22 protein-coding genes are annotated in these 19,382 nt (G+C 41.5%); 11 read left to right on the plus strand and 11 right to left on the minus strand.

The features are described 5' to 3' along the window. Window positions 1-99 precede the first annotated feature (99 nt). Together L6494_RS03695 and L6494_RS03700 are read right to left on the minus strand one after the other, a co-directional pair. Complete coding sequence (locus tag L6494_RS03695) at window positions 100-744, minus strand: DUF3318 domain-containing protein (protein WP_237991506.1); 645 nt, start codon at window positions 742-744, stop codon at window positions 100-102. Between the two features lie 77 nt (window positions 745-821). Further along, complete coding sequence (locus L6494_RS03700) at window positions 822-1,379, minus strand: hypothetical protein (protein ID WP_237995791.1); 558 nt, start codon at window positions 1,377-1,379, stop codon at window positions 822-824. A gap of 417 nt (window positions 1,380-1,796) precedes the next feature. On the opposite strand from L6494_RS03700, the gene L6494_RS03705 reads away from it, so the two are divergent. The 10 genes from L6494_RS03705 to L6494_RS03750 all read left to right on the plus strand — a co-directional run bounded on the left by L6494_RS03705 (window position 1,797) and on the right by L6494_RS03750 (window position 12,570). Beyond that, the gene (locus L6494_RS03705) at window positions 1,797-2,873 is read left to right on the plus strand and encodes an amino acid ABC transporter substrate-binding protein (RefSeq protein WP_237991507.1); all 1,077 of its coding nucleotides are present in this window, start codon (window positions 1,797-1,799) and stop codon (window positions 2,871-2,873) included. 136 nt (window positions 2,874-3,009) lie between these two features. Then, window positions 3,010-3,936: an amino acid ABC transporter permease gene (locus tag L6494_RS03710; protein ID WP_237991508.1), complete on the plus strand. Its 927-nt coding sequence runs from the start codon at window positions 3,010-3,012 to the stop codon at window positions 3,934-3,936. Window positions 3,937-4,033: 97 nt separating this feature from the next. Then, complete coding sequence (locus tag L6494_RS03715; protein ID WP_237991509.1) at window positions 4,034-5,050, plus strand: amino acid ABC transporter permease; 1,017 nt, start codon at window positions 4,034-4,036, stop codon at window positions 5,048-5,050. A gap of 65 nt (window positions 5,051-5,115) precedes the next feature. Continuing rightward, window positions 5,116-5,856 (plus strand): amino acid ABC transporter ATP-binding protein, encoded by a 741-nt coding sequence (locus tag L6494_RS03720; protein ID WP_237991510.1) that lies wholly within the window; start codon window positions 5,116-5,118, stop codon window positions 5,854-5,856. A 504-nt stretch (window positions 5,857-6,360) separates the two neighbouring features. After that, window positions 6,361-7,632 (plus strand): glycosyltransferase family 4 protein, encoded by a 1,272-nt coding sequence (locus tag L6494_RS03725; RefSeq protein WP_237991511.1) that lies wholly within the window; start codon window positions 6,361-6,363, stop codon window positions 7,630-7,632. A gap of 557 nt (window positions 7,633-8,189) precedes the next feature. Continuing rightward, on the plus strand, window positions 8,190-8,648 hold the full coding sequence (rsfS, locus tag L6494_RS03730) for a ribosome silencing factor (RefSeq protein ID WP_237991512.1): 459 nt from the start codon (window positions 8,190-8,192) through the stop codon (window positions 8,646-8,648). Next, window positions 8,645-9,145, plus strand: coding sequence for a CGLD27 family protein (locus L6494_RS03735; RefSeq protein ID WP_237991513.1), 501 nt, complete (start codon window positions 8,645-8,647; stop codon window positions 9,143-9,145). The genes rsfS and L6494_RS03735 overlap by 4 nt, the downstream gene beginning before the upstream one ends. A 76-nt stretch (window positions 9,146-9,221) precedes the next feature. Then, entirely contained in the window at window positions 9,222-10,175 is a 954-nt protein-coding gene (locus L6494_RS03740; protein ID WP_237991514.1) for an asparaginase, read from the plus strand. A gap of 446 nt (window positions 10,176-10,621) precedes the next feature. Continuing rightward, window positions 10,622-11,101, plus strand: a complete 480-nt coding sequence (locus tag L6494_RS03745; RefSeq protein ID WP_237991515.1) for a group I intron-associated PD-(D/E)XK endonuclease — start codon at window positions 10,622-10,624, stop codon at window positions 11,099-11,101. A gap of 41 nt (window positions 11,102-11,142) precedes the next feature. Further along, the gene (locus L6494_RS03750) at window positions 11,143-12,570 is read left to right on the plus strand and encodes a YcjF family protein (protein WP_237991516.1); all 1,428 of its coding nucleotides are present in this window, start codon (window positions 11,143-11,145) and stop codon (window positions 12,568-12,570) included. Window positions 12,571-12,749: 179 nt separating this feature from the next. Here L6494_RS03750 and L6494_RS03755 read toward each other — a convergent pair whose 3' ends face one another. From L6494_RS03755 to L6494_RS03795, 9 genes are all read right to left on the minus strand, one after another. Next, window positions 12,750-13,259: a GNAT family N-acetyltransferase gene (locus tag L6494_RS03755; protein WP_237991517.1), complete on the minus strand. Its 510-nt coding sequence runs from the start codon at window positions 13,257-13,259 to the stop codon at window positions 12,750-12,752. Beyond that, window positions 13,259-13,564, minus strand: coding sequence for a type II toxin-antitoxin system TacA family antitoxin (locus tag L6494_RS03760; RefSeq protein ID WP_237991518.1), 306 nt, complete (start codon window positions 13,562-13,564; stop codon window positions 13,259-13,261). The genes L6494_RS03755 and L6494_RS03760 overlap by 1 nt, the downstream gene beginning before the upstream one ends. A gap of 121 nt (window positions 13,565-13,685) precedes the next feature. Continuing rightward, a complete protein-coding gene (locus L6494_RS03765; protein ID WP_237991519.1) occupies window positions 13,686-14,348 on the minus strand; it encodes a Na(+)/H(+) antiporter subunit B in 663 nt (220 codons plus the stop codon). Then, a complete protein-coding gene (locus L6494_RS03770) occupies window positions 14,345-14,929 on the minus strand; it encodes a DUF4040 domain-containing protein (RefSeq protein ID WP_237991520.1) in 585 nt (194 codons plus the stop codon). Before L6494_RS03770 ends, L6494_RS03765 begins: the two co-directional genes overlap by 4 nt. After that, entirely contained in the window at window positions 14,922-15,200 is a 279-nt protein-coding gene (locus L6494_RS03775) for a monovalent cation/H(+) antiporter subunit G (protein ID WP_237991521.1), read from the minus strand. Before L6494_RS03775 ends, L6494_RS03770 begins: the two co-directional genes overlap by 8 nt. Further along, window positions 15,197-15,454 carry a hypothetical protein gene (locus L6494_RS03780; RefSeq protein ID WP_237991522.1) on the minus strand — a complete coding sequence of 86 codons (258 nt, stop codon included), beginning with the start codon at window positions 15,452-15,454 and terminating at the stop codon, window positions 15,197-15,199. The genes L6494_RS03775 and L6494_RS03780 overlap by 4 nt, the downstream gene beginning before the upstream one ends. Then, window positions 15,451-15,837: a Na+/H+ antiporter subunit E gene (locus L6494_RS03785; RefSeq protein ID WP_237991523.1), complete on the minus strand. Its 387-nt coding sequence runs from the start codon at window positions 15,835-15,837 to the stop codon at window positions 15,451-15,453. Before L6494_RS03785 ends, L6494_RS03780 begins: the two co-directional genes overlap by 4 nt. Further along, window positions 15,834-17,267: a cation:proton antiporter gene (locus tag L6494_RS03790; protein WP_237991524.1), complete on the minus strand. Its 1,434-nt coding sequence runs from the start codon at window positions 17,265-17,267 to the stop codon at window positions 15,834-15,836. Before L6494_RS03790 ends, L6494_RS03785 begins: the two co-directional genes overlap by 4 nt. Then, window positions 17,264-17,599: a cation:proton antiporter subunit C gene (locus L6494_RS03795; RefSeq protein ID WP_237991525.1), complete on the minus strand. Its 336-nt coding sequence runs from the start codon at window positions 17,597-17,599 to the stop codon at window positions 17,264-17,266. Before L6494_RS03795 ends, L6494_RS03790 begins: the two co-directional genes overlap by 4 nt. Before the next feature lie 439 nt (window positions 17,600-18,038). On the opposite strand from L6494_RS03795, the gene L6494_RS03800 reads away from it, so the two are divergent. Further along, window positions 18,039-19,184: a DNA cytosine methyltransferase gene (locus L6494_RS03800; protein WP_237991526.1), complete on the plus strand. Its 1,146-nt coding sequence runs from the start codon at window positions 18,039-18,041 to the stop codon at window positions 19,182-19,184. The last annotated feature ends 198 nt before the right edge of the window (window positions 19,185-19,382 follow it).

The following is a 19,382-nucleotide window of genomic DNA, read 5'->3' on the forward strand; positions in this document are numbered from 1 at the left end:
TACGCCGATACGCATTGATAACTGTTCACTGTTCACTGTTCACTGTTCACTGATTTAAATCATGGGGTGGGTATTGTCCACCCAAGTGAATTTTGCAAACTACATTCCGCCTTCATCTGTGGTTCTAGATTTAGCTTTGGCTTTGTTAGCACTGCGCTTGAGAGCAGACAATCTGGCTTCATAGCGAGAGCGTTGACGCTTGCCAGGTGTATTATCGATCATGGTTTTTAAGGCACTGCCTAGACTCTTGTAGGCATTAGGGAGACTATAACCAAAACGAGTTGCTAGAGCGATCGCTTTCTCATCCGCATCCAGCAATTCTCTCATTTGCTTTTCGCCATTGTTCTTTTGATATAGCCGCCAGCCTGACACGCCACACAGTGCCAAAGCTAACACTAACAATAATCCATCCTGCACCCACAACTCACCTACAGCACCACCTAAACCGATGGCTAAGGCTGCCATTTCCCAACCATCTTTGGGAATTGTGTCATTTTGAATCCGGGCGACTTCATGCCAGAACAGCAAATTACGCTGATCCATTGCTAGAGCGTCCCATTTCACCAAGTCAATTTGAATCTCTACCTGGTCTTTACCAATTTCTTCGCTGCGGATCAGGGGTGGATTGACCTCAGTTGTGCCTTCAACCGTGACCCAACTCTGCAATTCTGGCGGTAGTAAGCCTTTTAACCGCCGGAGTTCACTCATTTCCGCTTTGGCTGAGGAGGTTGCATAGGATGTCATAAAATCCAGCCCTAGAAAATTTCAGTATATAGTGAGGGTATCACTTTGGAGTATAGCTATTTAAGTGATGTTTCGTCTCACTCTGTAGGAAAACTTCCTCGTCTCTTCCTCGCTTCCATAGCTTTTGCTAGCAATTCCAGTAATCCCGGTGCTTCTTCCTGGATACTCAGTAAAATTCTTTCCCCAAGTTCTATATTCCCCGGATCGTCTCCTGTGGCCATGACCTCTTGCAAACGGGGGATGGCTACATTGTCAACGATTTGGATTAATCCACTCAGACAACGATGAAATTGTCTTTCTGTGAGAATTGAGTCTTCCAAAGGAAATTCAATAATGGCACGGATTTCACCATCAGATGGATCATATTCCCATTGCAGCATTTTTGTTTCCCAAGAAATAGCCAACATCGTCTGTAAGATTGCTCCTTTATAGGGATGATCTTGTACTCCTGGGAGGACTTGAGGCGCAAATAACCGAAAAAATTTGCCCCCTTCATCTAATTGGACAACTATGAGAAAATCTTCTAAGTTATCCGCTTCTACACCTGTGATAATCCTATCTTCACCTTCATCAAGACGGTAGTCCCAGCCTAGTTTGTCTAAGTAATTAGCAATCTGCTTGAGGTTAGCTCCCATAAAAGCCTCTTTAATTAACGGTGGAGCATCTTTCACCAGAACTAGTTTAACCCCTTAGTGGCGATCGCTCAGGTTGAATTAATGAAAAACAAGATTCCCGGCTTATTTAATAAGTCGGGGATCTATGACTTTTGCTGTTCCGAATGGAATGCTACTATCAAACAAATAAAATATCGTGACATCACTTGTATTTTCAAATTTATAAAATTTTATTGACTAATAATAAAATCGGCACTTTTGATATTTATATATTGGTATTGAAAATAAAAATATAAATATAGAAAACTATAAATATTTTTTCTCTGCATGAAAGTGCAACATTAAGTGCTAAAAAAGTTTTATATTACAGGAATATATTTGTTTTAATACAAGTATGGTATTCACAAATACATTTTTAGCAGCAATAATCTTTGAAGTATGAGGAAATCAGCTTTAATCTTGGGGGCATCCTTAATTTTTGCTACTACTGCCTGTGGTGGAAACACAGTACAATCAACCAATGCAAGTAGTACATCAGCAAGCGACGATGCTCGCCCCACCGTAGGTGATCGCTTGGAAACCGTTAAAAGCCGTGGTCAGTTGATTTGCGGTGTCAGTGGCGAAGTACCAGGGTTTAGTTTTGTCGGAACTGACGGCAAATATAATGGCATTGATGTAGATGTCTGTCGCGCCGTAGCCGCAGCTTTATTTGATAATCCAGATGCAGTAGAGTTCCGTAACCTCAACGCCAAAGAACGATTTACAACTTTACAAGCAGGGGACGTAGATATCCTCAGCCGCAATACAACTTGGACACTGAGCCGCGCCACGTCAGTAGGTTTAGAATTTGCGCCTGTAGTCTTTTATGATGGTCAAGGGATTATGGTTCGCAAAAATAGTGGCATTACATCTTTAGCAAACCTCAAAGACAAAGCCATCTGTGTACAAACAGGTACTACCACCGAGCAGAACCTAGCAGACCAAATGCGGAAACGAGGTATTACCTACAAACCAGTCGTATTTGAAGATATTAACGTTACCTTTGCCACCTATGCTGAAGGTCGTTGTGAAGCCGTCACCGCCGATCGCTCCGCTTTAGTTTCTCGGCGTACAACTCTCCCCAAACCAGACGATAACGTCATTTTAGATGAAGTAATTTCTTCCGAACCCCTTGCGCCAGCAGTTGCTAAAGGAAATAGCAAATGGCGTGATACTCTCACCTGGGTAGTTTATACCTTAATCAAAGCCGAGGAGTTGGGTATTAATTCCCAGAATGTAGAACAATTCGCTAGCAGTGAAGACCCAGACATCAAGCGATTTTTGGGAACTGAAGGTAATTTAGGCGAGGGGCTAGGCTTACCCAAAGACTTTGCAGCCAAAGTGATCAAACACGTTGGTAATTACGGTGAAGTTTACGATCGCAATCTCGGCCCTCAAACAAAACTCAACTTACCTCGCGGTCTAAATCAACAGTCAGCAAAAGGGGGACTTTTGTATTCTCCACCGTTTAGGTGACAGGTGAGAGGTGACAGGTGACAGAAGAGCAGGGGGAGCAGGGGGAGCAGTACCGCTTCGCGGAACTCGCAGGGTGGGGTAGAAGTTATTCAATTTTGAATTTTGAATTTTGAATTTTGAATTGGAGCGAAGCGACTTGACTAATTCCAAACCCCCTTTATGGCGTGATGATCGCTTTTGGCAGATTACTGGGCAAGTAATTGCTGTACTTTTAGCATTAGCTATAGTGGCGATACTATGGGGAAACCTTAATCGCAACTTACAACAATTAGGCATTCAATTTGGATTCGGATTTCTCAACCAACAAGCATCTTTTGATATTGGTGAAACGCTAATTTCTTATCGACCAACTGATACTTATAGTCAAGCCTTATGGGTAGGACTGATTAACTCATTGCGAGTAGCAGTGTTAGGAATCATCTTCACAACCATTATTGGTGTCATGGCTGGGATTGGTAGGCTTTCCGATAACTGGCTAGTGCGGAACATCATGTTAGTTTACGTCGAGATTTTCCGCAATACGCCATTACTGTTGCAGTTGCTATTTTGGTACTTCGCTGTTTTTTTGAGTTTTCCCAGAATAGAAAATAAAATTACTCTGTGGGGATTTTTAGGAGTAAGTCAAAATGGCATAGAATTACCCTGGTTTAACCTATCTCCAGAATTCGCGGCTTTACTTTTGGGGTTAACCTTTTACACTGGTGCGTTCATTGCAGAAATTGTGCGGGGTGGGATTGGGTCAGTCTCTAAAGGACAATGGGAAGCAGCGCGATCGCTAGGATTAAAACCCAGTTCGATCATGCGCTTGGTAATTTTACCCCAAGCCTTGCGAGTAATTATTCCCCCACTTACCAGTCAGTATCTCAATCTCACCAAGAATTCCAGTTTAGCGATCGCGATCGGCTACCCTGATCTATATTTTGTCGCTTCTACCACCTTTAACCAAACCGGGAAAGCAGTAGAAGTCATGTTACTAATGACCCTTACCTATCTCACCCTCAGTTTGACTATCTCCCTGATGATGAATTTATTCAATCGCAGAGTCCAGATTAGAGAGAGGTAACGGGGATTGGGGACTGGGGATTGGGGACTGGAAGGTAGAGAGTCACCAATGACTAATGACTAATGACTAATGACTAATGACCAATGACTAATAAATAATGATTAAACAACTAACTTGGCTACGTAAAAATCTATTTAGCAATTGGTATAACAGTTTATTAACAGTTGTCTGTTTAGTATTGCTATTTTGGGTAGTGCAGGGAGTCCTAATTTGGGCAACTACTCAAGCACAATGGGCAGTAATTCAAGCAAATTTACATTTATTTTTAGTTGGTAGATATCCCCAAAGCCAATATTGGCGCATTTGGATTGTCTTAGGAATTAATGCTACTTTAGGTGCTATAACTGCGGGTGTATTTATTGGTAAAAAAAAGTTTCCTATTGCTAAACTCATAGCACCTTGGCTTTCTTTTATATGGTTGCTATCTTTCCCCATTATTTTATGGTTAATTGGCGGTGGATTTGGTTTGCAATCCGTCTCTAGTAATTTATGGAATGGATTGCTACTTACCTTACTCATGGCCGCAGTTAGTATTGTGCTTTCCTTTCCCATTGGCGTTTTACTTGCTTTAGGAAGAACTAGCAATTTACCTGTAGTCCGTTGGTTTTCTATCTTATATATTGAAATCGTTCGAGGCGTTCCCCTCATTGGGATTCTATTCCTCGCCCAAGTCATGTTACCCTTATTTCTCTCAGCAGACGTGCGTTTAGATCGGGTATTAAGAGCGATCGCTGGTTTGGTATTGTTCAGTGCTGCTTACATGGCGGAAAATGTGCGCGGTGGACTCCAGGCTGTTTCCCGTGGACAAGTAGAAGCAGCCAAAGCACTAGGATTAAATACACTTCTAGTAGTTATATTTATCGTTTTACCCCAAGCTTTACGCGCAGTCATTCCCGCCATTGTAGGGCAATTTATCGGCTTATTTAAAGACACTTCTCTACTATCTCTTGTTGGCTTAGTAGAACTTACAGGTATTGCCCGTTCCATATTGGCACAGCCTCAATTTATTGGTCGTTATGCAGAAGTATATTTATTTATTGGTTTGATTTACTGGCTGTTCTGCTATTCTATATCACTGGCTTCTCGACGTTTAGAGAAACAGTTGAGTCAATAGTTATTAGTCATTAGTTATTCTTGCCTACACTCCGCATTCCCTAAGAAAATTTAAGGTTAAAAGCTATGAGCGAACAAATACCCGTAATTATTGCTGAAGATGTTCATAAATGGTACGGAAAATTTCATGCTCTCCAAGGTGTGAGTTTAACAGTCTATCGCGGAGAAGTTGTAGTATTGATGGGGCCTTCTGGTTCAGGAAAATCAACATTTATCCGCACATTTAACGCTTTAGAAGAATATCAAAAAGGCAAAATTAACATTGATGGAATTACCCTCAGCCATGACTTGCGAAATATTGATGCAATTAGGCGAGAAGTAGGGATGGTATTTCAGCAGTTTAATTTATTTCCCCATTTAACAGTGCTGCAAAATATTACCTTAGCTCCTATTTGGGTACGTCGCTGCAAAAAAGCCAAAGCCGAAGAATTAGCAATGCAGCTATTAGAAAGAGTCGGAATCTTAGCCCAAGCGCACAAATACCCAGGACAACTATCCGGTGGACAGCAGCAACGGGTAGCGATCGCCCGCGCTTTAGCCATGCAACCTAAAATTATGCTATTCGACGAACCCACGTCCGCACTAGATCCAGAAATGGTCAGAGAAGTTTTAGATGTCATGCGAAACCTAGCCAGCGAAGGAATGACAATGGTAGTAGTCACCCATGAAGTCGGATTTGCCCGTGAAGTCGCCGACAGAGTAGTCTTAATGGATAGTGGCTACTTAGTCGAATCCGCCACCCCCGACAACTTTTTCACCAACCCACAAGAAGAACGAACCCGCAAATTTCTCTCACAAATTCTCTAAACCTCCGCGCTACTTTGCGCTTCACTTCGCGCCCCTCTGCGTTTTAATTCCCTGCTTACTCACAATTTCCGAAATTAGAACTAGTTTCACTGGAGTTAAGTAAGAGATAATCAGGAAAAAGCACTGAGAAACATTATTTGTGCCTTCGCCGTCAACTTATTCATTGATTTAGGGAATTCACTTAATTTTACGTAAACTTTACAAATATCTGCTAATTTATGCTCAAAACTTTAATTAATTACAAGAGAGTTTATGCTTGTATCTTAAGGTAAGTTAATATAAGTAATTATTTCATAATAAAAGTAATAATTACATCATCACTTACTTAAGCGATCAACAACAATATTTACCGAATCTTTAAAGAAAAATACTGACAAAAAAAGAAGGTAAAGACAAAATTAAATATAGATGTCTTAACAGACGCTTTCAAGCAAAGAGCGATCGCCATTAAAGACAAAATTTTTCATGATGTAAAAATAGCCAGGGACTTCTGACTAATTTGTTATGCGGATTTTAATCTACTCTTACAATTACTATCCAGAACCAATTGGGATTGCCCCACTGATGACGGAATTAGCAGAGGGACTGGTTAAACGCGGACACCAAGTTCGTGTAGTCACTGCCATGCCTAACTATCCTGAGCGGCAAATTTACGAAGGATACCGGGGTAAATTTTACGTCAATGAGTCCAAAAATGGTGTTCAAATCCAACGTAGTTTTGTTTGGATTCGCCCACAACCTAAGCTGATAGATCGAGTGTTACTTGATGCTAGTTTTGTGACGACTAGCTTTTGGCCTGCTCTTTTTGGCTGGCGGCCTGATGTCATCCTGTCAACATCGCCATCACTACCCGTCTGTGTGCCGGCTGCACTGTTAGGATGGCTGCGTGGTTGTCCTGTAGTCTTAAATCTTCAAGACATCTTACCGGAAGCAGCTATCCACGTCGGATTACTAAAAAACAAGTGGCTGATCAAAATCTTTTCCGTCTTAGAAAAATTTGCTTACCGCAGTGCGACTAAAGTTAGCGTGATTGCTGATGGGTTCGTAGAAAATTTACTTTCTAAAGGCGTACCACAACAAAAAATAGAGCAAATACCTAATTGGGTTGATGTAAATTTTATTCGCCCCTTACCTAAAGAAAACAACTCTTTCCGCGCTACACACAACCTCAAAGACAAATTTGTAGTGTTGTATTCAGGGAACATCGCTTTAACGCAAGGCTTAGAAACTGTAATTAAAGCGGCGGCGATGTTACGCGACGTTCCAGAAATAGCCTTTGTGATAGTTGGTGAAGCCAAAGGCTTGCAGAGACTACAAAAGTATTGCTTAGATTGCGGTGCGGATAACGTCTTATTACTACCGTTCCAGCCACGTGAATATCTACCACAGATGTTAGCAGCCGCAGATGTTGGTTTGGTAGTGCAGAAGAAAAACGTGATTTCCTTCAATATGCCATCGAAAATTCAAGTTTTACTGGCTAGTGGCAGAGCAATGATTGCTTCTGTACCCAAAAATGGGACAGCTGCCAAAGCAGTTAGACAAAGTGGCGGCGGTATTGTCGTTCCCCCCGAAGACCATGAAGCTTTAGCAATGGCAACTTTAGACCTATACAAACATCCAGAAAAAGCCAAAACATTGGGTTATAACAGCCGGAAATATGCTACGGAGCAATATGCTTTTGAGCAGGCTTTAAATCAATACGAGAATTTATTCTACTCCGTAACTGCGGACACTCAAACAGTGGAATCAAAAGTAGTTTCTAAGCAAGAAGTCTAAGTTTTTCAAGTAGCTTTACTTATTGCCTACATCAGCAAAAATAATATTCCTTTAGGGCATATGGATCAGAACTTGTTGATTTCCTATGTCCTGTTTTGCGTGTGACTAAAGGCAAACTCACGCTGTCGATAGTTGCTATCGTCTTTTGAGAGAGCAAGGTACTCCACAAGCAAGTATAAATCATACTTGAGGCTGAATCTGTTCAAGTCAGTTATGCTATATACTGTTTTTAGCAGATTTTATAGAATTAAGCAGCAGTGATAGTGATTTATTCTTCGCTTGATGAGTCTGTTATTTGTCTTAAAAAAGACATCGCCACCCAAGTATTACTTCTGGATGATTGGATCGGTTTGATAGGTAGCCTTTGGTGGATGGAACGCCACAAAAATCCCATCTGTAAAAGGCTCTCATCAGTGTTGCAATATATGAGCCAATCCCATAAACACCTGTTTTTTTGTTAGTATTCAAAAAAACCAACATACACAATTATCGCTTGGTTGTGGTTTGTCAGTAATTCTCAAAAAACGTAACAAAAGGGATAAAGTACCTGAGGTTTAATGTCTGATTATTTCCAAGGAAATTTACCATTACAATCCGTCTCTGCCACTAAGAGTGCAGTCAAAAGTTCAGTAGGTGAAAATGATGAGAGTGGAAAGCTTGCTCTCACGATCGCCGATGCTGCATCAGATCGCAAAGCTGGTGACATTTTAGTGCTGAAGGTAGGAGAGGTCTCGTACCTAGCAGATTATTTTGTGATGATAACTGGCTATTCTAAAGTGCAAGTGAGGGCGATCGCTCAAGCAATTGAAGCAGAAGTCGAAAGTGAGTGTCACCGCCGTCCTTTGCGGACAGAAGGTAAAGCTGAAGGTAGCTGGGTATTACAAGATTACGGCGACGTAATTGTACATATTATGATGCCAAAGGAACGGGAATTTTATAATTTAGAAGCATTCTGGATTCATGCAGAACGTATTTCCCTTCCCAACTCGCAAGAAGGTGGTGATAGTCCCCTATGATGAATTCCTCACTGGCAAATTGCCCAGTACCTACAGAACAACAGCCGCTAAATGAGTACGAAGAGCTAAAAACCTCTTGGCTATTTCGTGACTGCACCTTAAATGAGCAGCAGTATATCAAAAAACTGGTTTGGATTTGGGCTTTATCATGGTTGATAGCTGGGCCAGTAGCCGCAGCTAGCTTTCCCCCAACCAAACAGCTAGCTCATTTTCTGCTGTGTGGTGCAGCTGGGGCCAGTGTGGGGGTAATTTTGGGATTAGTACGTTTGTATCTAGGCTGGCTATATGTACGCGATCGCCTACACAGTACGACTGTATTCTATGAAGAATCAGGTTGGTACGACGGTCAAACTTGGCTCAAGCCACAGGAAGTTCTGAACCGCGATCGCTTGATTGTCACCTATGAAATCAAACCTATTCTCCAACGGTTACAATTTACCTTTGCTGGCTTGGCGGGAATGTTTCTTACTGGTAGTATAGTTTGGCATTTGTTTTAAATAGTCATTAGTCACTAGCTAATGACTAGGGACTAATGACGACTAACTAATAACTAAAAAGTGATAGATTTAACCCATGACAATGGGAAAACGAACTCAAGCAGCAGCACTGGAAGTCCGGTTGTTGCGGGAAGGTATTATTGAATCGAGGCATATAGTCCAGGCGGTTGTATGCGACGAACGGGGACGAGTGCTAACTGTTGCTGGCAATGCAGAAACAGCTACCTTTGTCCGTTCAGCACTAAAACCATTTCAAGCACTGGCTGTCACCACTACAGGCACACTGGAACGTTATGAGTTAAGCGATCGCGACTTGGCTATCATTACCAGTTCTCATAAGGCAAGTATCGAACAAGTACGACAGGTATTTAACATCCTGTGGCGAGCCGATCTTGACCCCTCTGCCCTCCAGTGTCCCATCCCCAAAGACAAGCGCAGTCCTCTAGAATATAACTGTTCTGGTAAACACGCTGGGATGTTGGCTGTTTGTCAACAACGTCACTGGCCTTTGAATAATTACTTGGAACGCAAGCACCCAATCCAGCAATTAATTGTCGGTAAGGTCGCTGAATTGCTGCGGATGCCCGCCGAAGAATTTATCAGCGCACATGACGATTGCGGCGCACCCACCTATCTAATGCAACTAGGTCAAATAGCTTCCTTATATGCGTTGTTAGCCTCTAGCACTAACTTAGATATGGAGCGTATTATCCGCGCTATGACCCACCATCCATCAATGGTGGCAGGTGATGGCGAATTTGATACAGAACTGATGCGTCTCACCCCAGGAGAACTGGTAAGTAAATCTGGCGCAGAAGGAGTTCAGTGTATTGGCAGACTCGGTGAAGGCATGGGATTGGCAATTAAAGTTATGGATGGTTCTAAACGAGCCAAATATGCCGTCGCGATTCACTTGCTGCAACAGATGGGCTGGATTACTCCCAGCGCGGCCGAAAGCTTGGCAGAAAAGTTTATGAACCCAGGCAAATACACGCGTCTAGAGGTTGTTGGAGAATTATCGTTTTTATAGTTGCCAAACTTGAGATTTCGCGTTATAGTAAAGAAGTCGAAGAGCGACGCGGGATAGAGCAGCCTGGTAGCTCGTCGGGCTCAACTGGCAAAACTGATTACGCGCTTATTAGTTTGTTTTGCAGTGGGCGGTACATGGAGAAACTCATGTGCGATTACCTGTCAAACTCGGGGAAGCCACTAGCGCGGTAATCCCGAACCAAGCTCTGGAAACAGAGAAGGTGTAGAGACTGGAAGGCAGGCACCCTAACGATAATGCCGAGGGTGAAGGGACAGTCCAGACCACAAACCAGTTAATCTGGGCAACGAAAGTTGTAGATGGTAAGCATAACCCGAAGGTCAGTGGTTCAAATCCACTTCCCGCCACCAAATGAAAAATAAAACCCTGTAATTTTTAAAGATTATAGGGTTTTGTTTTATGCTGATATAAGCTATCTCGTCTAACGAATGGACACAAAACTGAGGGGAGACATAGCAGAACAAGCTGCTGTTCTTAATGCCTTAAAGCGTGGCTGGGGTGTCTTAAGACCAATTGGAGATCGGTTAGCATACGATTTGGTATTTGATATAGAGGGAATTCTAATTAAAATCCAAGTAAAATATGCTTGGTTGCATGAGGCATCTGGTAATTATGTTGTAGACAATCGCCGCACTAAAACAAATCGCCGACTCATGCTGAGAGCAGCATATCAGCCATCAGACTTTGATTTTGCCCTAGCCTACATAGAACCACTTGATATATTTTATGTCTTCCCGGTAGATGTGTTTATCGGATATGGTAGCGAAATACACCTTGTTGAAACTGAAAAACGACAGCGTAAACCTCGTTCAGCAAAATATCGTGAGGCTTGGGAGTTAATCTTACAGGCTGTAGATAAAGAAAGTTTTGTCTTTTCACCTGTACAATTCGGTGAAGCAGGGTTTTGATCTATTCTTGAGTTGGGATCTTCCAAAAAGCGCGGAGAATCATGGTTGTGAAGTTACAGCGACCAATTTTAGTCGGAGGATTGGGTATATCCTTTTCCTTATGGATGGTGCAAAGTTGGCATCATTCAATTATGCAGGTAGGTGAGCTAAGTTTATTAAGTCTCTTAGCGGTTGGTGGTGGTTTGTGGCTGTGGAAGCGCAAGTTCCCGCAAGAAATTGCCGAACAGCCAAGTGGTATGATTACAGATCGGGAAGCAGCAGTTAGTGCGATCGCTAAAACTGAAACAGTAATTAACCAGTTAGCGCAAGAAGCAGAGAACCATCCAGCTTTAGAGACACTGAAAACAAAGTTAGCCGAACTACCTCTAGAGTTAGACAGACAAGATTTGAGATTAGCTGTCACTGGTGGTAAATCCGTTGGTAAAAGTACCTTAATTCAGGTGCTACAGTCTAGCAATTGGCAAGAAACACAGCAAAAAGTCACATTGCAAGAAACAGCACCTTTATTGCGAGAAATAGAACACTCTGATGCTGCTATTCTCACAGAAGTAACAAAATCAGATTTGGTTCTGTTCTTAACCAACGGTGATTTGACTGATTCAGAATTTCAAGCCTTGCAGCAATTAAAAGCAGTCAATCAGCCACAAGTCTTAGTTTTCAACAAACAAGACCAATATTTGCCAGATGAACGTGCTAGCATCTTGCAGTCATTAAAACAGCGAATGCAAGATAATGTAATCGCTGTTGCAGCTTCTCCCGTGGTTGTAAAAGTGCGGAAACATCAGGCTGATGGTACTGTGCAAGAGTGGATGGAACAGCCAGCACCAGATATACAGCAGTTGACGCAGCAATTAAATGAAATTTTGGTGCAGCAAAGTCAACCGTTGGTGTGGACAACTACCACCAGACAGGCATTTTTGTTGAAAGCTGAGGCGAAAAATTGTTTGAATAGGGTAAGATGCGATCGCGCTACGCCAATTATTGAACAATATCAATGGATAGCTGCGGCTGCTGCTTTTGCTAACCCAGTTCCCGCACTCGATATTTTGGCCACGGCGGCGATTAATGCTCAAATGGTGATGGATTTAGGTAATATCTATCAGCAGAAGTTTTCCCTGGAACAAGCGCAAACTGTAGCGGGAACAATGGGAAGTTTGATGCTGAAATTGGGTTTAGTGGAACTTTCTACTAAAGCTATTAGCACTGTTCTCAAAAGTAATGCTGTCACCTTTGTTGCTGGTGGTTTAGTGCAGGGTGTGAGTGCTGCTTATCTAACTAGAGTAGCTGGTTTGAGTTTAGTTACCTATTTTGAGCAACAGGAAATTGCTTTAGATTCTGGTAATAGTCTGAACTTAGATAAATTGCGTCAAACCTTGCAAAATGTCTTCCAACAAAATCAGCAGTTAGCTTTTCTGCAAGGTTTTGTGAAGCAAGGAATGAAGCGGTTAGTACCAGAAGTTGTGGGATAATTTCGCGCAAAGGCGCAAAGACGCAAAGAGAAACTTTACGCCTTTGCTTAATAACCTGAGTTCTGGTTAGACATTACAAATTAGATCAGAATAATAAGACGCAAGAGAGTTTTACAGGCAACAGAAAATGTTGTTATGTAAAGCTCTGAATTAAGTATAAGTAAAAATTATATGAGTAGTTAATCTTTAAGACTGGCTTGAATATCTTTTATAGTTATCATTAGGGTTAATGGTTCTATTGGTGATGCTTGAAATCTATGTTTTAAATAAAAATTTTTGGCTTCTTCATCTTTAGCATGAACCAAAATACATCTAATACCAACTATTTCAGTTACTTTTAAAATCCGAAAAATAGCATCTCGTAATAAGCCAGAACCTATGCCTCGACCTTCCCATTTTATGTCTACAGCTAATCTACCAATAAGCATACAAGGTATAGGGTCTGGTGCATTTCTTTTCGCTTTGCTAGTAGCTATTACATGAGCTACAGAGGAAGTTGCTAAACAGTAATAGCCGATTACTTGATTTTTAATAGTAACTACATAAGTTCTGGCTGTGTCTCCCTCATTTTTTAAAGCTTTTTCCTTCAGCCATTGATTCAGAGCTTCTGATTTAGAATTAAAATCTAATACATTATGCTCATTAGTAATTAGCTGAGGAGGATTAATAGTTTTGGTTTGTTTAATCATTAATCCCAAGGCGATTTAGTCGATAAGAATTTACGAAGTTCTTTATCCGCTTGAGGTGGTGAATCCAAAATCGCCAGGAATTCTTGATATTTTTCTTCGTCTAAGGCAAAGAAGGTGTTGCCACAAATGACATTCTCCGCTTCTCGACAGGCTACTTCTAACATAAAGTCAGAACGGCTCTTGCCAAGAATAGATGCGGCATAATCAATTAAATCCCGTTGTTGTTCTTGAACTCTAATATTAATTACTTGGTTACGACCAAGGTTATCCATTTTAGAACGGGAAACCATTGTTTCTCTATCCATGTTTATGTCACGCTGCTTGGGATTGCCTAATTGAGCAAGTTCACTTTGGCAACGCCTAATATTTAATCTAGACTATTGTATATACAATGTCAACACATGGTAGTGATAATTTCCCAGCCTTTTACAACAATCCTCGATAACGGATAAAAATCAAAACTACCGCCCAAGAACCCAAGGCGACTTTGATGGCGACGATGATATTTAATATGGGGAGAATACCACCACTAAACAAAGCCCCTAATTCTCCATGTGGTAACTCGTATCCTGCTAGAGTAATTACCGAGAGAACTATAAAAACTAATACCGAAACCTTCTCCCAGGTGGCGGCGTGCCAACGTTGGTAGATTTCCTGCATCCAGGGGTAAGATGAGGTTATGGCTATTAGTCCGATCGCAGTTCCACCTGCTACCCCAGCCGCAAAACCACCGCCAGGACTGAGATGTCCGCGAATCGCTAGTTCAATACCCACTAAGGCGGTGATTGTTGCACCCAAACGCGCCAGAACAATAGATGGTTGGTCTTTGAACTGATACATTGTGCAGGACGGACTCTCATTGGCCAGAAGAAAGTTTACACCCAAGATGGCGATCGAAAATACAACGACTTCAAAGATGGTGTCGTATAAGCGATTGCGGAAAATAATCCCTGAGACTGCATTGGGAACACCACTATCTTTGACGACCAATTCGACAATAGAAATCTGTGACGAATCGATATCAGGATGGGGTAGAACCAGAATTTTGACGTACAGTGCTATCCCCGCTACGATGTAGATCCATTTCATGAATGCTGCTCCTGTAAGTCTGAAACGTTTACATAGGACAGGATTGTTTGTGGTGTAGAAAGTTCGGTTTGCATGATGTCATAAAGGCGTTGGATTCTGGTTGTTGTGTGATAGGGTTGCATTTTTTCCCCATCTCCTACGCCGTTCTGCTGACTTTGTGCTGTAGAAATACAAGTAGCGTGAACTTCTTGATCGATTAACGCCCTCTGCAAAGCTTGGGTATTCGTGTAAGGAACGATTTCTAAACGCAGATAGTGTTTGTTAACAACGGTACGTAGATTATCGATGATTTTTTCACAATCTCTATCTTGTGCCTCAATTGACTCATCTTGGATCACCCCCAGACGCATCACCATTGATGAACGTACCGCCACTGCATAGAGGGTAGTTGCTAGCATACTCCCCATCAAGGCTTCAGTTAAAGCCACATCTGCCGCGCCTAAAATCGCATCTACTAAGGCGGCGACTGCACCCAATACGCCACGAATGACTAAAGCATGGTATGGATTAGTTTGAGTTACCAACATCCCACCAGCTAAGGGCAGTAGGGCAATAATTATATAGATATAGCTATCATTCATGTTCACCCTCTTCATAGGAACAGTGCGCCAATACGTAACCCAACATGGTATTCCAGACTGCTAAGGAGATAATGCCAAGGATGAGCAACGGCCATTCACTGGGTATCTTCAGCAGCAATCCCACGATCATCAGCATTGAGCCGAGAGTGTCAGCGACGGAAAGACCATGCAGTTTGTATAAGACTGAGCGATCGCTAATTAGATGAGTAGTTCCCCAAAACCAGAAAATCAGACCGATGAATATACAGGTATAACTAAGAATGTTGATCATACGTCACTCAATCGTTTCAGTATTTGCGCTAGTAGCATTAAGCCAGCATTACCCACACTCAAAATAATCACCGCTACCACCCCAATCATCCAATCATCGCGGAGAACAGATACGAACAAGATCATGATGGCTATCTTGCTGGAGATGCTGCCAAAAGCCAACATGATCTGCCAGATATCATCACTCTTCCAGGTTTCATAGATGGGGATGAGTAAGGCCACAATCATGGCAATTATGACTATTTCCAGGTTCATGGTTTTTTCTTCCTCCGTTGAATCTGGTGGACTTCGTACCAAGCATCTTCGCGGTAATTCACGACAATGGTTTTGGGTGTAAAGGTAATGATGAAGATATCCAAAAAGATGAGATTCGGCGATCGCTTGGGCTTGACTCGTTCCAGAATCATATCTTCCTGTTTATGGGGACGGAACATGATTTCAAAGGCTTCAATATAAGCCACTGGAATCGCCACAATGGTTTTAACTAATACCTGTAGCCAATCTTTCAATTTTTCAGGAGATGTGTAACCGCGTGGTAGTAACAGGGCAATGGCTACACCGATGAGAATATTTGTCAAACTCACATTAGCGGTGAGTAGAAGCCAAATTACCATTCGTAAGATGAAATGCCCAATCATGCTAACGCCATCCAAAACAGTAGGATTAAAATCAGACTCATCATGCCAATGAGATGGTCGAATTGCTCAAGTACACGAGGTAGAGATACTGCTACCCGTTGAAAAATGAAAGTATAAGCTAACCAGCCTCCGCCAATGATGGCGATCGCTTTGGTAATGTCAGCAATGTTATATGCCTGTAGGTAGATGACATTAGCTGCAACTAGCCCAGTAATCAACAATGCCACTGCTGGCCAAAAACCAGGTTTTACCAGTTGTTCCCCCTGTTGGGTATGGGGTAGGAAGATGAATTTGGCAAAGGTGATGGCTGTTCCTACTGCTGCTACATTCATGGCGATCGCTTGCCAGGGTAGCAGATTCTTCATGGTTAACACCTTCGCCCCAAAGCCACATAATAAGGGCAAGCCGGAAATGGAGAGGCTGGCTATGACTAAGATGATCCAGATTTTGGTATCGATTGGCTTTTGTTGCAGTTCCTTAAAGTTGCGACTGGGTAAAGCACCTGCTGTTAGGAAAAGTGAGGATTTAACCAGTCCGTGGGTTAATGTATAAAAACCACCTACTTCTGGTGCGGCGAGTATCCAGCCCAATTGCGATATCGTACTCATTGCTAGCATCCGCTTGCTATCCTTTTCTAAGACGGCAAAGGATACTCCCATCAAAGCCGTCCCTACACCGAAAATTCTGACTATGGTATCAATTTCTGGGGAAATAGCAGCGCAGCGCAATAATGGTAAAACGCTGGCTTTGACGACAACTCCCGACAGTAAAGCTGATACTGGGGTGTCGGATTCAGAGTGAGTTAAGGGTAGCCACAATCCTGAGACAAATATCCCAGCTTTCCCCAATAGTCCTAAAAATATGAGGGCGATCGCTTCTGGTGGTGAGTCTTTTAAACCTGCATAAGCAAAAGAATGATGTGTTTGATAAACCAGTACCGCGCCTACCAGATAAAACAGCATGGCTGTGTTGCTGACAAACAGATAACGTAAACCCACCCAAATTGAGCGATCGCTGCGGGGATAAGCAATTAACAGAAAAGCTGCAATCCCGCTTACCTCTAAGGCTACGTATAAACTAATAAAGTCCGCACAGACAAAGGCTGCATTCAGGCTACCATGCACAATAATCATCTGGGCATAAAAAAAAGCCTTCTTATCACTGCGCCAACAGTAGATAATTACCGCAGCCGTCACTATGGCATTGGTTAAGATAAAGTAGCCGCTTAATTGATCTACTTCCAACGTCACACCAAAATTATCGAGTAACTTCAGTGTGAGGGGTGTTGGCTCGACAAACAACTGCAACGCATAGGCGGCGGAAGCAATAGACCCCCACAGTGTCAAATGGCGGTTGAGTTTGGGGACTAGAAAAATCAAGAACCCCAGAAAAAATGGTAGTGCAATCCAGGCGATCGTAATGGCAGTCATGGCGTATTATTCTTCTCAATCTCGTTGGTTTCCAATGTGGGATTATCCCGCGCCAGCTTCATAACACCGACCAGCATTAATGCTTGAATTGAAAAGCCAATGACGATCGCTGTCAAAATCACCGCCTGGGGAACTGGATCAGAGTACGCAGCATTTGCAACTTTGCCAACAATCGGGGAAAACAAACCATCTCGTGATGCAATCAGCACGTAATAGGCGATAACCCCGGTACTCATGACATCCATTGAGATAATCTTCATCAACAGGTTCTTTTTAAGAATGATGCCGAAAAATCCGCATAATATTGTGGCGAATATAAAAGCTTCTAACACGGGTATTATCTGTTGAGTAAGGGTAGAGCGTAATTATTTTTGCAGGAAAAGAGTATCAAGAGTACGAAAGGGAGTGCCTTTTTTCGGTACTAATTGAGCAACCTAAGAAGATTTTCTGGACACATACATTACTTTCGGGGCTTCACTTTGCTATTTATTAAGAATATGTGATCTTGGGTATCTAAAGCAAGAGATTGAACTAATTCTAAGATTCTCAAAAACAAGCTCTTAATTCTCCAAATCTTACCATTAATCAACATCTCTGCTATCATCAAAAGAACTTATGTAAATCATTGGAGATTGCCAAAACACTTAAATTACCGTGCTTTTGTTAATACTGTAAGATTATAGTCCATGATTTTTTGAATACCTGCGAACTATTTTTACTGCACGATTTCTAGTTAATTAATAACTTTTATTATTCATATAAAATATAAAAATGAGTTTTTCTCCTTGTATTTTTTCCTTCTTCTCTGGTTCAGGGTTTCTAGATTTAGGTTTTGAAACTAGTGGTTTTAATATCGTTTATGTCAATGAAATATTTTCCCCATTCATGGCAGCATATCGTTATTCACGGGAGGTGCTGAAATCACCATTGCCAGAATACGGATATCATCATGGAGAAACAGCAGATGTAAATAAACTTATTGATGGGTTAGAAGCACAGCGTCTTGGGGAATTAGTGCAGGATTGTCGTAAGTTAAATAATATTGTGGGATTTATTGGTGGTCCACCTTGTCCTGATTTTTCTATTGGGGGGAAAAATCGGGGCTATTTAGGAGAAAATGGCAAGCTTTCGGCAGCTTATGTAGAATTAATCTGTCAGAATTCACCAGATTTCTTTTTATTTGAGAATGTTAAAGGTTTGTGGCGAACAAAGAAACATCGTTTGTTTTTTGAATCACTGAAACTACAGTTACAAGATGCAAATTATGTATTAACAGAACGGTTAATTAATGCTATTGAATATGGTGTACCTCAAGATAGATCCAGAATTATTTTATTAGGCTTTAAAAAAGGGTTTATAAAAAATATAGGTATAAAAATTAGTAATTATTCTGGATTATCGGAAGTGTATTTTCCTTGGACAAGTCAAATTGTATATCCTAAAGAAAAAATTTTTGCTTACCCTTGGAGTCAATATGAACCATTTCAAGAGGATTCTGTAATTCCTTGTCCTGATGGTATTCCTCAAAAACTTACAGTTGAATATTGGTTTAGAAAAAATAATGTTTCAGAGCATCCTAACGCGAAGCATTACTTTCAACCAAGAGCAGGAATGAAAAGATTTACCAGTATTGCCGAAGGAGATGATTCTAAGAAATCTTTTAAACGGTTACATAGATGGCGTTATTCTCCTACTGCTTGTTATGGCAATAATGAAGTCCATCTACATCCATATAAAGCCAGGCGAATTTCTGTGGCGGAAGCTTTAGCAATACAATCTTTACCTGAAAATTTTGTTCTGCCAGAAAATATGTCACTTACGAATATGTTTAAAACTATAGGTAATGGTGTGCCATATTTGGCATCGAAAGCGTTAGCTCAAACAATTTTTGATTTTTTAGCCTCTGGAGGTTACTAAAATCACTTCGGTTGAATGTTAATTAAAATACTGAATTTTTACTGTAATACTCAAGAATTTTCTATATCTAATAACCGGGGTTCTGAATTTTCGCAATTCTCACAAATTAAATAGGATTGCCATAGGACTCAGCCCTTTGTCAGTTTTCAGGCTACACTCGAAATAGATGTGATTTAATTTATCGAAAATTTGGGTTGA

This window comes from Nostoc sp. UHCC 0870 (assembly GCF_022063185.1).
Taxonomy (GTDB): Bacteria; Cyanobacteriota; Cyanobacteriia; order Cyanobacteriales; family Nostocaceae; genus Trichormus.